Raw genomic sequence first — 14,287 nt, forward strand, 5'->3', positions numbered from 1 at the left:
ATTCATTTGTATTAAAAATTATTTTCATTTCAATGTAGAAATGCTTATAAACCCTAATAATAGGACTTTTATGTTAAGCTTTTATTTATAAATGTTATTTATTAGAGATGTGATGAAAAATGGAAATTAAGCCAGTTAAAGACGTTAGAATAGACCCAAATATGTCTGTTGAAAAATTAATACAATATTATGGAGATATATATGGATTTATGGCAGGTCATCTTTACGAATCTGCAAATATCTTAGCTGAAGGTTTAAAGGAATCAAATATAAGGATTTTGACCTTTACTGGTAATTTAATTTCAACCGGATTGAGAGGTATTATAACGCAACTCATAGAAAAGAAGGTATTTAATGTTATAATAACTACTTGTGGAGCTTTAGATCACGATATAGCTAGGTCTAATGGAGGTATATACTTTAAAGGATATTTTGAATCTGATGATGAAAGCCTATATAAAAACAATATACATAGGTTAGGAAACGTTTTTATAAGAACTGATGATTACGGCCTTAAAGTAGAGGAGTTTGTAAGAAAACTTGTTGATGAAGCAGTTAAAATTAAAAATGAGTGGGGGGTTTACGAGCTTTTGAATTTAGCAGGAGGCATGATTAATGATGAGAACAGCCTCTTAAGGGCCGCTAAAAACTCTGGAGCATATGTTTTTGTCCCTGGTTGGCCAGACGGAGCATTTGGAACTGATTTATTTATGGAATCTGTAAAATACAAAGATTTCAAAGTAAATTATTTTATAGATATGAAAAAGCTTGCTGATATATTTTTTGATGAAAATGAAAAAGCTTCTGCCCTTATTATTGGAGGGGGGATAAGCAAACACCATGCTATTTGGTGGAGCCAATTTAGAAATGGGCTGGATTACGTAGTTTATTTGACTACGGCATCTGAGTGGGATGGAAGCCTAAGCGGTGCTATGCCAAGAGAAGCAATAACTTGGGGGAAGGTTAAACCTAAAGCTAAAAAATCTATAGTTTATGGAGATGCTACAATAACATTGCCTATATTAGCTGCTTATCTTCTTAAGTATTAAAAAATTATAATATAAATTTTTTACTAAATTATTAAAACCTTAGACATATACCTTATACTGGTATTAAGTCTAGTAAGTTAAAAGAATTTAAGAGGGGTAAAAAATGAGTGCCGAGGCCGAGTCAGAAGAAAGAATAAAAGCGCAAGAAAAATATAGAGAGATGAGCATAGCTGAATTCTTTGCTAAAAATAAAGAGTTAGCGGGTTTTTCAAATCCAACAAGGGCTATATACCAGACTGTAAGAGAATTAGTAGAAAATTCTTTAGATGCAACTGACAGCCATAATGTATTGCCAGAGGTTAAGATATCTATTAAAGAAGTAGAACCAGCTACCGATGATAAACCTGCTAAATATGAAGTAGCAGTTGAAGATAATGGTATTGGTGTTCCTCCAAATGAAATAGCAAATGCATTTGGTAAAGTTTTGTATAGCAGTAAATATGTGATCAGGCAAGCGAGAGGTATGTACGGCCTCGGTGTTAAAGCTGCTATATTGTATTCTCAGATGACAACTGGTCAACCAGTTTTTATTGTATCCTCTACAGATTCAAGCGATAATATTTATTATAAGAAATTGTTGATAGATATTAAGAAAAATGAGCCAGTTATAATTGAAGAAGGACAACTTCTTAAGAGAAGTAATTGGCATGGAACAAAAGTTTATTTAACGTTAGAAGGTGATTGGGTAAGAGCAAAACAAAAAATTATTGAATATATAAAGAGAACAGCCCTTATAGCCCCTTATGCTGAGATAATTTTTGAGACCCCAGAAAACGAAATATACTATTTCCCTAGAGTTACTAAAAAAATGCCAAAACCTCCAAGCGAAGCTAAACCTCATCCCCATGGTATTGATGTAGAGCAGCTTAAGGCAATTGTATCTTTTACGAAAGCAAAGACAATGGTAGAATTTATGGTAGAGGAATTTCAGAGTATAGGTGAAATAACAGCAAGAAAGTTTCTTGAGAGCATAGGTATAGATCCTAATATGAACCCTAAAGTTCTAATTGAGAAAGGAAACTCAAAGCTTTTACAAACTGTTGCTACTGGATTAAGGACATATAAAAACTTCAGACCTCCAAGAAGTGATTATTTAAGTCCTATAGGCGAAGAATTAATAGAAGTAGGATTAAAGAGGTTATTCAATGCCGAATGGGTAAAGGCTATAACAAGACAGGCTAGAGCATATGAAGGGCACCCATTTATTGTCGAGGCAGGAATTGCTTATGGAGGTAATATAGTTCCTGCAGAAGAACCCGTATTGTTAAGGTATGCAAACAAAATACCATTATTATATGAAGAAAGGGAAGACGTCTCATATAAGGTAGTGAGTTCAATAAATTGGAAGCTATATAACATTGAGGAGCCTATGCCGTTGGTTGTTTTAGTTCATGTTGCGAGCACAAAGGTACCTTATAAGGGTGTTGGTAAGGAAAGCCTCAGTGAAGTTCAGGAACTGGAAAGTGAAATAAAAAATGCTGTTCAAGAAATTGCAAGGAACTTAAGATTATACATTTCAAAGAAAAACAGCGAGCGCACATTAAGGGAGAAAATAGTAACTATATCAAAATATATTCCAGAAGTTGCAAGGAGTTTATCTATATTATCTATACCTCCTGATAAATGGGGCTCTAACGGAAAAAAGGATAACAATGAAAGAATAATTGAAAAACTTGTAAAAATAGTATCTAAATCCGTAGAATTGCCTAAAATTGATGGAAAGGAAGAAGATCCAGAAAGGATAGTTAGGTCTGTTATAGCTAATGTTAAACTAGAACAATGAGGGGAGAATAATGTCACATATGGATAAAGTAGATATAGCAGCTAGAAAGAAAGTAGCAGAAATATTTCATAAGAAATTTAGTGAATTATCTGAAAACATAGAAAAGGGCAGCCCGCCTAAATTAGAGATACCAATGAGAACATTAGCTAATACTGTTTTTGATCCAAACAAAGGTATTTTAAAGCTTGGTATAAGAAAAATAGAGAGAAATTTCCTTAATATGAATGAAACGAAAAAATTCATGCAGACCTTATTAATGGCATCAATTATATATCAAGCACTGGTTGAAAACGAGTATCCTACAATAAGAGATCTATACTATAGAGGTAAACATACGATATTGTTTAAGGATTTGAATGGAAGGGTTAGAGAGGAAAATACATGGGAAGAACAATCAGAAAGCGATGCTTCAATAAGAGACGTAGAAGTTATGACAGGCTTATTGAGAGAAGATATGCTAATATTAAGTAAAGAAAAAGGAAAAGTAGTAGGAAATATGAGGATAAGGAGTGGTAATGATACTATAGATTTATCTAAGTTAGGTCACGGAGCTTATGCTATTGAATCCACGCCAGATTTAATAGAATTCTTAGATTATGATGCTGAAATAGTTTTAGTTGTAGAGAAGGACGCAGTATTTCAGCAACTCCATAGAGCAGGTTTTTGGCAAAAATACAAGGCGCTCTTAGTTACTGGTGCAGGCCAACCTGATAGAGCAACTAGAAGGTTTGTTAGAAGGCTTCACGATGAACTGAAGTTACCAGTATATATATTGACCGATTCGGATCCATACGGATGGTATATTTATAGCGTTTTTAAGGTAGGAAGTATTCAGTTAAGCTACGAAAGTGAAAGACTAGCAACGCCTAAAGCAAAGTTTTTAGGAGTATCGATGAGCGATATTTTTGGTTATGGAACTAAAAAAGCATATTTGAATGACGAAGAAAGAAGAAATTTTATAATAAAGGCTAAAGACGTTGACATAAAGAGAGCTAAAGAATTAATTAAGTATTCATGGTTCCACTCTAAGCTTTGGAAAAGAGAAATAGATATGTTTATGGATAAAAAAGCAAAATTGGAGATAGAAGCTATGGCAAGCAAAGGATTAAAGTTTTTAGCATTTCAATATATTCCTGAAAAGATTCAAACACAAGATTGGATTGAATAGTAAACAGCATTTATCTTTAATATTAATAGAATAACTTATATTTGTTTTAACAGCACATATTAATAGGTGCTAAATTTGGTCTCAATTAAAGCAGTTTATACTTCAGGTAGCAAATTTAAAAAAATTGTACAAGCCTTAGCAAGGATCAATGATGAAGGGTCTTTTCACTTTAGCAATGATGGGCTTACGTCTTGGCTTTTTAGCCCAGATAAAACGGTTTTAGGCATTTTTAAGGTTTCATCAACTGCTTTCGAACAGCTGTCTGTAGATTCAGATATTACTTTGACTATTAACATGAGTGAATTGAGCAAAGTCCTTAGAAGATCAACAAGAAATGATAAGATCATTCTTCAATATTCCACAGGAGACAGCTATATGAGAGTAACATTAGTCGATGAGAAAACTGGTGTAGAGAGATCTTTCGATGTATCTAGCGGTGAATCTGAAGAAAATGAAGTAAAGGAAATTAAAATGAATCCAACAGTTCGCCTTATTCTATCAGCAAATGACATAGATACCCTTGTAAAGGACGCAAAACTAGTTGGCGATGTTGTTAAAATAACTGGAAAGGATGATACTATAACAGCTGAAGTTAGTGGAGAAGAAAAATATTATCAATGGATTATGAAGAAAGATTCACCTTTGCAAGAAGTGTCTATCGATGAAGATTCTACCTCATCTTATAGCCTGAGTTCGCTAAGATCTATTATTGAGCCTATAACAACTGTAGCAGAAAGCGTGAACTTGGAATTTACCAGTGATTACCCTTTAAAAATAGAATTTAGTATATCAGGTCCTGAAGAATTCGTTATGTATATAGCACCTGTAAGTTCATGATAAAGAAACAGCAAACCTCGCCCCTAGAAGGGGCGGGGTATTTTTTTTAAGTTTAGAAACTTATTAAAAATTGAGACAGCTGCTAATGGGGTATGCGTCACTGAAACATGAGTATGCATCTACCCCAACTAACAAGTGTAATAAAATAGGGTTCCAAGCAATCAACTCTTAAGGCATGAGATGCGGGAGCCGATTTCTCCCGCAATATCGGCTTGGGGGGATAATAGAGTAGCACCCGTAAAAGGGGTGTAACCCTTAAGACCTCAGGAAACCCTTTAGGGCGGGGATGAGGTCAGTTTATGGATTTTTCTTCTCTAATAAAATTACAAAAATTAAATATAATCCTAATATAAGTGAGAATATTGAAGAAAATATAATGCTATTCTTTGGTACTTTCAAAACCCAACTTATACCATATCCTATAACCCATCCGAATAATTGCAAAGTATTTATTAATGATATTCCTTCTGGAGATTTTGGAGAGCTCCAATAATCTAAGCTTAATGGTATAATTGCTTCTCTCATTCCAAATACTAATGAAAATGGCCAATAAAAATAAAACAGTGAAATTAATGAATAAATGAAAATAGATATAGGGAGGGCTAATTTATTAATTCTAGGAAGGAAGAAGCCAGAAATCATACCTAATGTTTCTAAGGATGAATCGATTAAACCTATAAAAAAATAATTTATATGATAAACTCTGACCAGTTCTGGCATTATAAATGGGGTTGCTAATGCTATAGGGATTATAGATAAGAAAGGAATAGGATCCTTTTTAATAGAGATTTTAAAAGTTCCTCTTTCAACTTTATCATCTATTGGCAAGATGATAAAGCCTGAAATACTTGTTAATATTCCTCCTATAATAAATGGTGTCTTTAAACCTAGAACTTGTGCTAATGATCCTCCTAGAATTGGAAATATAACTGCTGGAAAAACAGATATAGCCCATATTCTGGTTAATGTTCCAGATTCTTTATTCTTCATTAAAGAGTAATAATTAGGTAATGACATGTAAAATGAAGAAGATATAATTGATGCAATTAATAAATCAAAATAATTTTTTACATATGGTATAATAAATATTCCTATGCCTGACAAAAGCATACCTAAAATAATAGTATTTTTTTCTCCAATTTTTCTGAAAAGAATGGCACCTAGTATTGGGAAAGGAAGACTAATTAGTTCTAAAAATGTAAAAAATTGACCTAAATTGTTTTCTCCTATATATTTTGCTAATAATATAGAATAAAAAGGATAATAAGCGTAGAAACCTGCTCCCCAAACAAGCCAGCTTGTTGTTATTAATATTGAATTTCTGTCCAATTTTTCACCTTTATATTATTGTTTTGTTTATTGTTTTATATAAACCAGATATATGGGCCCGGCCGGGCTCGAACCGGCGACCTCCGCCGTGTAAGGGCGGCGTCCTAACCACCTAGACTACGGGCCCTATACCGATCTCGGTAAACCACACCCGGCTCAGGTCCCATATTCCAATGCAAATTACCCTTTATAATTTTTATCTCCAAGTTTTTTTCAAACTTTTAATTAAAATTTTTCAAATGTTTTGAATACTCATAAAATTTAAACCTATAGCTTTTTATAAATTAGGGGGAACAAGTTATGGGCGAGGAAAACGAAGGATTCAATACAACAAAGGAGATATTAAAACTAAGTGAGGGCGATAAAACAAGGGTTAGAGGGTGGATTTATAGGAAAAGGGATCTGGCTGACAATATATTTATTGTTATAAGGGATTCAGAAGGCATAATTCAGACGGTTTTGCCAAGAAAAAATGCCTCACAAGATCTAGTTTCTTTAGCTGAAAAATCAACTATAGAATCTTCAGTTGTTATAGAAGGTGTAGTTAAAAACGATGAGAGGGCTCCAGGAGGTAAAGAAGTGCAAATAGAAAAATTATCGATAATTGGTCTTGCAGATGATTTTCCAATAAAGGGAGGAGAAAGCATAGATTACCTATTGGACATAAGACATCTGTGGCTTAGATCCAGGAAATTAACATCAATAATGAAAATAAGGCAATCCGTTTTAGATGGAATGAGGGAATACTTTAAGAAAAACAATTGGTGGGAAGTTAATCCTCCAATATTAACTCAAAGTGCTGTAGAAGGTGGAGCTACTTTATTTGAAGTTAATTTCTTTAATAAAAAAGCATATTTAAGTCAAAGTGCTCAGTTTTATTTAGAGGTTATGATATTTAGCTTGGAAAAGGTTTGGGCTATAACTCCAAGCTTTAGAGCAGAGAAAAGTAGGACTAGAAGGCATCTTTATGAATATTATCATTTGGAAGGCGAAGCTGCATGGATGGATATGAAAGATATGATGAGCCATGTAGAAGGGTTGGTCAAAAGTGCTATTAAAAAAGTTTTAGAAGATAGGTTAGAGGATTTAGAAATAGTTAAGAGGGATACGAATATACTAGATAATTCATTAAAATCCAGTTTTCCTGCAATTACGTATGATGAAGCTATATTGAAATTAAAGAATAAGGGAATCAACATAAAATGGGGTGATGATATAGGGGCTGATGAAGAAAAAGTACTAACAGAATATTTTGATACTCCGTTTTTCTTAACTATGTTTCCTAAGCATCTGAAGAGCTTCTACATGAAAATAGATGATAATAGGCCAGACGTAGTATTAGGTTTTGACTTAGAAGCACCAGAAGGATATGGAGAAGTAGTAGGGGGGAGCCAAAGAGAAGACAGTTATGAAAAGCTATACAAAAGAATAGTTGAAGAGGGTTATAATCCAAGTGATTATCAATGGTACTTAGATCTAAGGAAGTATGGTACAGTGCCTCATAGCGGTTATGGATTAGGTGTAGACAGATTAGTAACTTGGATTGCAGGTCTAGATCATATAAGGGATTCCATACCATTCCCAAGGTTTAGAGAGAGAATATATCCATAAAAATATAAATAAAACAAGAGGATACAATTTATGCCTAAGAAGGCATGTTCTTTATTATCTGGAGGTAAAGATAGTACATATGCCTTACACAAAGCCGTTGAACTTGGTTACGAAATATCATGTATAGTGAGCATTAAGCCCTTTAGAAAAGATAGTTATATGTTCCATTTTCCAATGGTCGAACTTACTTCTCTTCAAACTGAATCTATGGGGCTAAAAAAAGTACATCATATATTAAACATAACTGGTGAAAAGGAAAAAGAAGTTGAAGAGCTATATTATGAGTTATCTAGAATAAGAAAAGATAACGATTTTAACACGTTAGTTATAGGTGGTATAGCAAGCCAATATCAATTAAATAGATTTAAGAGATTGGCAGAAAAACTAAATATAGATCTTTTTGATCCACAATGGGGTGTAAATCCTGAAAAATACATGTATGACTTAATTGATTATAATATACGCTTTATTATAACTCAGATAACTACATATGGCATACCCATGGATCTTTTAGGTGTAGAGGTGGATAAAGAAATAATAAAAAAAATTATAGGGCTTTCAAGAAAATATGGATTTCATGCTGCATTTGAAGGGGGAGAGGCGGAAACTTTTGTTATAAAAGCCCCACTTTTTAATAAAGGAATATGCATTGAATCCTATAGGAAAAAAATAAGTGATTTTGAATACTTTTTATTACCTAGGAGTGCATATTTATGCGATAACGCAAAATCAATAATTTTAAATTTTTAGTTAACGCAAGTTCAATAATTTCTTAGCATTTTTCGATGTTGTTAAAATTATGTTATCTCTTTCTACCTTTTTAATATCTGATATAAAATCAACAAATTTGTAAAGCATCAAGGGTGAAAGTCTTATTCCATGATAATTGTATGGCCCATCGCTTTCTAATACTACGTTACTTAATGGCGTTTCATCAATAATTTTCTGATGCTTAGTTTGAATCATTAGAGCAACATTTAACGATATTACATAGCCTTGGCTGATTATTTGATTAATTAGATTTAAAGGTCCTGTATACCAATGGAACATTGCTCTTTCTATTTCTTTGTTTTTTAATATACTTAAAACTTCACTCCATGCATTTGGAGAATGTATATTAATCATAGAATTTAATTCTTTTGCTAAGTTTACATATGAAAGAAATATTTCTTCTTGAATTTTATAAGTATCTTCACTAAGAAACCTCTTATCTATACCAACTTCTCCAATGCATTTAAGCCCATTCTTTTGAACTATTTTTAATACGGTTTTTGCTTCATCTATTTTCCCTTCTTTGATCATCCATGGATGGAAACCTCCGCACGGTATTACATTTTTAGGGTAAATATTGCTTAACTCTATTATTTTATTCAAGCTTTTTGTATCTTCAGACACAGCAACTACTTTTATATTATTTTTGAATATTTCTTCTAATTCATTTTTTTCAAATTCATTTAAATGACAGTGCATGTCATATATTTCCATTTTTATCATCTCTGTTCTGATTTTCCAATTATAGCATTTAACAAACTATTTTTATTAATTTTCTTCGAAAGGAAACTTTTTTTAAAATATTTTTGAATTAATCGCTATCTATATATATTGTTTCAAAATAAACGGCCTTTTTTTCAATAGCTTTTTTGATAGATTCTTCTTTATTGGTTAGGTTAGATTTTCCGCTTTTTATTTCAACAAAATATATAGACTTGACATCATTGTTTTCTAATCCTTCAAATACTACATAATCTATTGGAGATCCAATAAATCTTGCCTCTTTTGGGTTGTGTTTAAATTTAGGCATGTAAGGTGCAAATTGTTCATATATTTTTCCAGAAATAACAGCTTTGCTCTGTTGTATTGCATCTTTTCTTGCCTTTTCTATAGATTCCATTGCAATAACTTTAGCTTTTTCATTAGCTAGTTCTTGTATGTTGCCTTTTATGCTCTCAAGCTTTACTGACTTTCTCCAATTCGATATGTAAAGATAAAGTATTACCACTAATTCAATAAGTATTATGGAGATTAATGAATAAACAATTATGCTCAAACTGATCTCCCACAATTTTAGTGAGATTAAAACATTAAAAGGGTTAGACTCTAATTTAATAAAAGGCATTAATGATGGGTACAAAGTTTGCATTTGTCACAGGAGGAGTAATGTCAGGTATAGGAAAAGGCATAGTTTCAGCAAGCACAGGATTATTATTGAAGTCAAGAGGATATAATGTTGGAATAATTAAAGTGGACCCATACTTGAATGTTGATGCAGGTACAATGAATCCTTATGCTCATGGAGAAGTATATGTGACTGAAGATGGAGGAGAAACTGATCTAGATTTAGGACATTACGAAAGATTTTTAGGTATAAATTTGAGTAAGAAGCACAATATAACAACCGGACAGGTATACTTTAATGTTATAACAAAAGAAAGGAGAGGGGAATATTTAGGAAAAACTGTTCAAATAATACCTCATGTTACTGATGAAATAAAAAGCAGGATAATTTCTTTAGCAAAAGAAACAGGAGTGGATGTAATGGTTATAGAAATTGGTGGAACTGTTGGAGACATAGAAGGCCTTCCATTCCTAGAGGCAGCAAGACAGATGTTGGTTGAGTTAGGATCTGATAATGTGGTATTTGTTCACGTTGCCATTTCTCCAATATTAGCTGCAACTGGAGAGCAAAAAACTAAACCTGTTCAGCATAGCGTGCAGGAATTAAGGAGAATTGGAATACAACCCAATGCAGTAATTGTGAGGAGTTCAAGGTCTTTGGAGGAAGAGTCTAGATATAAGATTGCGTTATTCTCAAATCTTCCTAAGGAATCTGTTTTCAGCGACCATGATACTACAACACCATATGAGGTTCCACTTATTTTAGAAAGCCAAGGGTATGGTAAATTTTTGACGAAAAGATTTAATATAGAAGAAAGAGAAGCTGATTTAGCCTTATGGGAAGAATTTGTAAATAAGCTGAAATCAATAGACAGGCAAGTCCCTATAGCTATGATAGGGAAATATACCAAATTGAAAGACAGCTATATAAGCATAACTGAGGCATTAAAAAGTGCAGGGGTTTTTGTAAATGTTTTGCCAAAATTAGTTTGGGTAGAAGCAACAGATATTGAAAATGGACAAATAAAAGTTGAAGAGATTTTGCAGTATGTTAAAGGGGCTGTCGTTCTTCCAGGATTTGGAGCAAGAGGAACTGAAGGTAAAATAAAAGCAATTAAATATTTAAGAGAAAATAACATACCCATGTTAGGTGTATGCTTTGGAATGCAACTTTCAATTGTTGAGTATTCTAGAGATGTATTAGGGTTAAAAGATGCCAATTCAACAGAAATAAACCCTAATACTCCCTATCCTGTTATAGATTTGTTACCAAACCAAAGGAATATAGATTATATGGGTGGTACAATGAGACTCGGCGCAGCTAAAATAAATGTTGTTAAGAACACCACGGTATTTGATTTATATGGTAAAGAAATTGTATATGAAAGGCATAGGCACAGATATGAAGTCAATTTAAAGTTCTTAGACAAGTTAATAGATGCAGGAATTAAGGTAAGCGGTTGGAGCGATCAAGGATTAGTTGAATTTATAGAATTATCTAAAAAGGATCATAAGTTTTTTGTAGGAACACAACCACATCCAGAATTTACAAGTAGACCGTTAAGTCCTAACCCCTTATATATCGGCTTAATGAAGGCTGCTATTTCATAAAGTGTAATTTGTTTTGTATATTAATGGATAACACCTATAAGATCTACTAAAAATATAAATAATAAGTTAATAATTATTGGTTTGGGAGAAAATATGATATTAAGTGATAGAGATATTAAGATTCTTTTAAAATCTGGAGAACTGATAATAGATCCTTTAAGTGATGATACTATAAGAGAGAATGGAGTTGATTTAAAGCTTGGAAGAGAATTTTGTGCTTTTAAAAAAACAAATGTTGTTTTAGATCCTAATAAACCTGGAAATGCTAATGAATTCTATGAATGCAGTTCCGCTGACAGCTTTATAATAGAATCTCATAGGCATTATTTGCTCCACACACTTGAATACATTAAATTACCTTCTTACTTAGCTGGTTTAGTTAATTTAAGAAGTACATGGGCGAGAACAGGTATTTATATCCCTAGCACAGTTACAGATGCCGGATTTGAAGGACAGCTAACTATAGAAGTTATAGGCAGCGAGTTTCCTGTGAAGCTTTATGCAGGAGAGAGGTTTCTTCATTTAGTATTGGTTAAAATGGAAACACCTTCGGAAAGGCCTTATGAAGGTAATTATAAGGGGCAAAAGGGGGTTAGACTACCAAAATTTTTTAATGGAAAATAAAATTTATAAAAACTAAATAACAAACTTTGCCTTTTAAGCGGTTTAAATTTAAAATGTGTTAAAGATTGTGACGTTTAACGTTTTCATCTGGTTAACCTTTAAAGGATGAAAACCGTATCTATTCTTACTCTTCAATTTCATAGATTGCTGACATTTTTCCCGCCCTAAAGGGCGAGGCTTTCGGTTGTAACCCACTAACCTCAGGGAACTTTCAGGCGTGAGAGATTAGACCTTATATGTTAATGCAAAAATTTATTACAATTTAAGTTTTATAAATTAATAGCAAATAGCCATTGAGAGTGAAAGATTTGAAAAAATACTATATTGAAACATTTGGCTGTGCTCTTTCAGAATTCGACAGCTCAATCATGGATTCAATATTAGCTGAAAGCAATTTTAAAAAGGTATCAGACATAAATGAAGCCGATATCATAATAGTTAATACATGTGCCGTTAGATTAGATACAGAAGCTAAAATATTGAAAAGGCTTAAGGAAATCAAGAAAAACTATAGCAATTCAAAATTAATAGTTTCTGGCTGTTTAGCCAAAACTAGACCTTCTCTAATTAATAGAGTTGTCGAAAATGCAAGTCTTATGTCTCCTCAAAATGTAACCAGAATACTAGAAGTTGTTAATAATGAAGGTAAAGTTGTATTAATTGATGGTGAAAGGAATACTGAACTTATACCAACGCCTCCTATAGAAGGCAGTGTTGCGACAATTATGATAGAAGAAGGGTGCGTCGATAATTGTAGTTTTTGTATTACAAAATTAGCCAGGAAAACCTTAAGATCATATAAGCCAAGAACTATTATAGAAGTCTTGGAAAAGCTAGTAAGAAAGGGTGTTAAAGAAATTAGACTAACAGGCCAAGATATAGCTGCTTACGGGTTAGATTTTAATCCCAAATTTAGACTTGATGATTTAATCAATACTATTTTAGATAAGTTAAAAGGTGATTATAGAATTAGAATAGGTATGATGACGCCTGACAAATCAATAGAAATCATTGATAATCTACTAGGTTTCTATGAAGATGAGAGGATATTCAAATTTTTCCATATACCAGTTCAATCAGGAGATGATGAAGTTCTAAAAATAATGAATAGAAACTATACTATAAAAGAATATAAGCAATTACATAATAAAATTAAGTCTAAATACCCAAATTCACTCTTTGCTACAGATATAATAGTTGGGCATCCTGGTGAAGATGAAAACGCATTTCAAAATACGGTTAAACTTGTTAAAGATTTACGATTTGAAAGAGTTTACTTAGCCCAATATAGTATAAGACCAAGAACTAAAGCAGCATATATGGAACAGGTTCCCGAGCCAATAAAAAAAGAAAGAAGCTTAGTTTTAAATGAAGTAATTAAACAAATAGACCTAGATATTTATAAGAGTTATATTGGTAATGAATTTGAGGCATTGGTCACGTCCCACGGGTTTAAGAAAAACTATGTTATGGCAAGATTAGATAATTACTTCCCTATTGCAATTAAGGGAAGCAATGATTTAATTGGTAAGAGAGTGAATGTAAAAATAACTAACGCTACATATTTTGATCTTAGAGGGGAAATAATAGATAGAAAGTATGAGAAACCTTTTCTAACAATTAATACATCAGGTAATCAGTGAACAAACCTTTCCTTATAGAGGGCATCCTCAAATCGCGATGGGCATTTACTGTTTCTTAAAGAAACCTCGATCTTCTTAAAGCTGAGGTTCCATCAAAGCAACTGTTTTGTAGTGTGGAAGATACGTTACGGAGGGTTTACAAATGAAAGCCTCGCCTTTTAAGGCGGGGATGGATAGAAAAGCTTATAATGGCTATTTCCTTATTAGTTATCTTGTATAAGAAACAATACTATGCAACATGCCCAAATTGCATGAGAAAAGTCAATATAGTTAAATACAAGGTTGAGTAACTATGTCTATGGGCAATGAGGGTTTACTAACCTTAACAGTTAATGTAAAGGTTAGCCCTGAGCCCGATTCATATAAAAAACTAGTAGATTTAATGAAGCAATATAGGGAAGCCCTCAACTATTCTATAAAAGTTATAATAGAGAATAAAGCAATAAGCCTTGGAAAAGCCCATAGACTTTTATACAAAGTTCTTAAGGAGAGCTTTAGCTTGCCCTCTAAAATTGCT

At 32.6% G+C, this 14,287-nt stretch carries 12 protein-coding genes, 1 tRNA gene and 1 pseudogene; 10 read left to right on the forward strand and 4 right to left on the reverse strand.

Features of this window, described 5'->3' with window-relative positions:
- The first annotated feature begins 119 nt into the window (after positions 1 to 119).
- The 4 genes from RXO53_RS03635 to RXO53_RS03650 all read left to right on the forward strand — a co-directional run bounded on the left by RXO53_RS03635 (position 120) and on the right by RXO53_RS03650 (position 4,837).
- On the forward strand, positions 120 to 1,049 hold the full coding sequence (locus RXO53_RS03635; RefSeq protein WP_410712902.1) for a deoxyhypusine synthase: 930 nt from the start codon (positions 120 to 122) through the stop codon (positions 1,047 to 1,049).
- Between the two features lie 133 nt (positions 1,050 to 1,182).
- Positions 1,183 to 2,832: a DNA topoisomerase VI subunit B gene (locus tag RXO53_RS03640; protein WP_410712913.1), complete on the forward strand. Its 1,650-nt coding sequence runs from the start codon at positions 1,183 to 1,185 to the stop codon at positions 2,830 to 2,832.
- 10 nt (positions 2,833 to 2,842) lie between these two features.
- Complete coding sequence (locus RXO53_RS03645) at positions 2,843 to 4,000, forward strand: DNA topoisomerase IV subunit A (protein ID WP_410712903.1); 1,158 nt, start codon at positions 2,843 to 2,845, stop codon at positions 3,998 to 4,000.
- Positions 4,001 to 4,066: 66 nt separating this feature from the next.
- Positions 4,067 to 4,837 (forward strand): DNA polymerase sliding clamp, encoded by a 771-nt coding sequence (locus RXO53_RS03650; protein ID WP_410712904.1) that lies wholly within the window; start codon positions 4,067 to 4,069, stop codon positions 4,835 to 4,837.
- A 297-nt stretch (positions 4,838 to 5,134) separates the two neighbouring features.
- On the opposite strand, the gene RXO53_RS03655 is transcribed toward RXO53_RS03650, so the two are convergent.
- Together RXO53_RS03655 and RXO53_RS03660 are read right to left on the reverse strand one after the other, a co-directional pair.
- The gene (locus RXO53_RS03655) at positions 5,135 to 6,166 is read right to left on the reverse strand and encodes an MFS transporter (protein WP_410712905.1); all 1,032 of its coding nucleotides are present in this window, start codon (positions 6,164 to 6,166) and stop codon (positions 5,135 to 5,137) included.
- A gap of 53 nt (positions 6,167 to 6,219) precedes the next feature.
- Positions 6,220 to 6,293 (reverse strand) — tRNA-Val (locus RXO53_RS03660).
- A 173-nt stretch (positions 6,294 to 6,466) separates the two neighbouring features.
- Here RXO53_RS03660 and asnS point away from each other — a divergent pair.
- Positions 6,467 to 7,777: an asparagine--tRNA ligase gene (asnS, locus tag RXO53_RS03665; RefSeq protein WP_410712906.1), complete on the forward strand. Its 1,311-nt coding sequence runs from the start codon at positions 6,467 to 6,469 to the stop codon at positions 7,775 to 7,777.
- 30 nt (positions 7,778 to 7,807) lie between these two features.
- Positions 7,808 to 8,527, forward strand: coding sequence for a diphthine--ammonia ligase (locus RXO53_RS03670; protein ID WP_410712907.1), 720 nt, complete (start codon positions 7,808 to 7,810; stop codon positions 8,525 to 8,527).
- Here the strand turns inward: RXO53_RS03670 and RXO53_RS03675 are convergent, their stop codons facing one another.
- Together RXO53_RS03675 and RXO53_RS03680 are read right to left on the reverse strand one after the other, a co-directional pair.
- Positions 8,528 to 9,262 carry a TatD family hydrolase gene (locus tag RXO53_RS03675; protein ID WP_410712908.1) on the reverse strand — a complete coding sequence of 245 codons (735 nt, stop codon included), beginning with the start codon at positions 9,260 to 9,262 and terminating at the stop codon, positions 8,528 to 8,530.
- 97 nt (positions 9,263 to 9,359) lie between these two features.
- Positions 9,360 to 9,824: a Holliday junction resolvase-like protein gene (locus RXO53_RS03680; protein WP_410712909.1), complete on the reverse strand. Its 465-nt coding sequence runs from the start codon at positions 9,822 to 9,824 to the stop codon at positions 9,360 to 9,362.
- 74 nt (positions 9,825 to 9,898) lie between these two features.
- Here RXO53_RS03680 and RXO53_RS03685 point away from each other — a divergent pair, with 74 nt between their 5' ends.
- From RXO53_RS03685 to RXO53_RS03700, 4 genes and pseudogenes are all read left to right on the forward strand, one after another.
- On the forward strand, positions 9,899 to 11,503 hold the full coding sequence (locus RXO53_RS03685) for a CTP synthase (protein WP_410712910.1): 1,605 nt from the start codon (positions 9,899 to 9,901) through the stop codon (positions 11,501 to 11,503).
- A 93-nt stretch (positions 11,504 to 11,596) separates the two neighbouring features.
- Positions 11,597 to 12,127, forward strand: a complete 531-nt coding sequence (gene dcd, locus RXO53_RS03690) for a dCTP deaminase (RefSeq protein ID WP_410712911.1) — start codon at positions 11,597 to 11,599, stop codon at positions 12,125 to 12,127.
- Between the two features lie 299 nt (positions 12,128 to 12,426).
- Complete coding sequence (locus RXO53_RS03695) at positions 12,427 to 13,770, forward strand: tRNA (N(6)-L-threonylcarbamoyladenosine(37)-C(2))-methylthiotransferase (RefSeq protein ID WP_410712912.1); 1,344 nt, start codon at positions 12,427 to 12,429, stop codon at positions 13,768 to 13,770.
- A 292-nt stretch (positions 13,771 to 14,062) separates the two neighbouring features.
- A pseudogene (locus RXO53_RS03700) lies at positions 14,063 to 14,287 on the forward strand (RNA-guided endonuclease TnpB family protein); the annotation flags it as partial.

This window comes from Caldisphaera sp., assembly GCF_046536515.1.
GTDB lineage: Archaea > Thermoproteota > Thermoprotei_A > Sulfolobales > Acidilobaceae > Caldisphaera.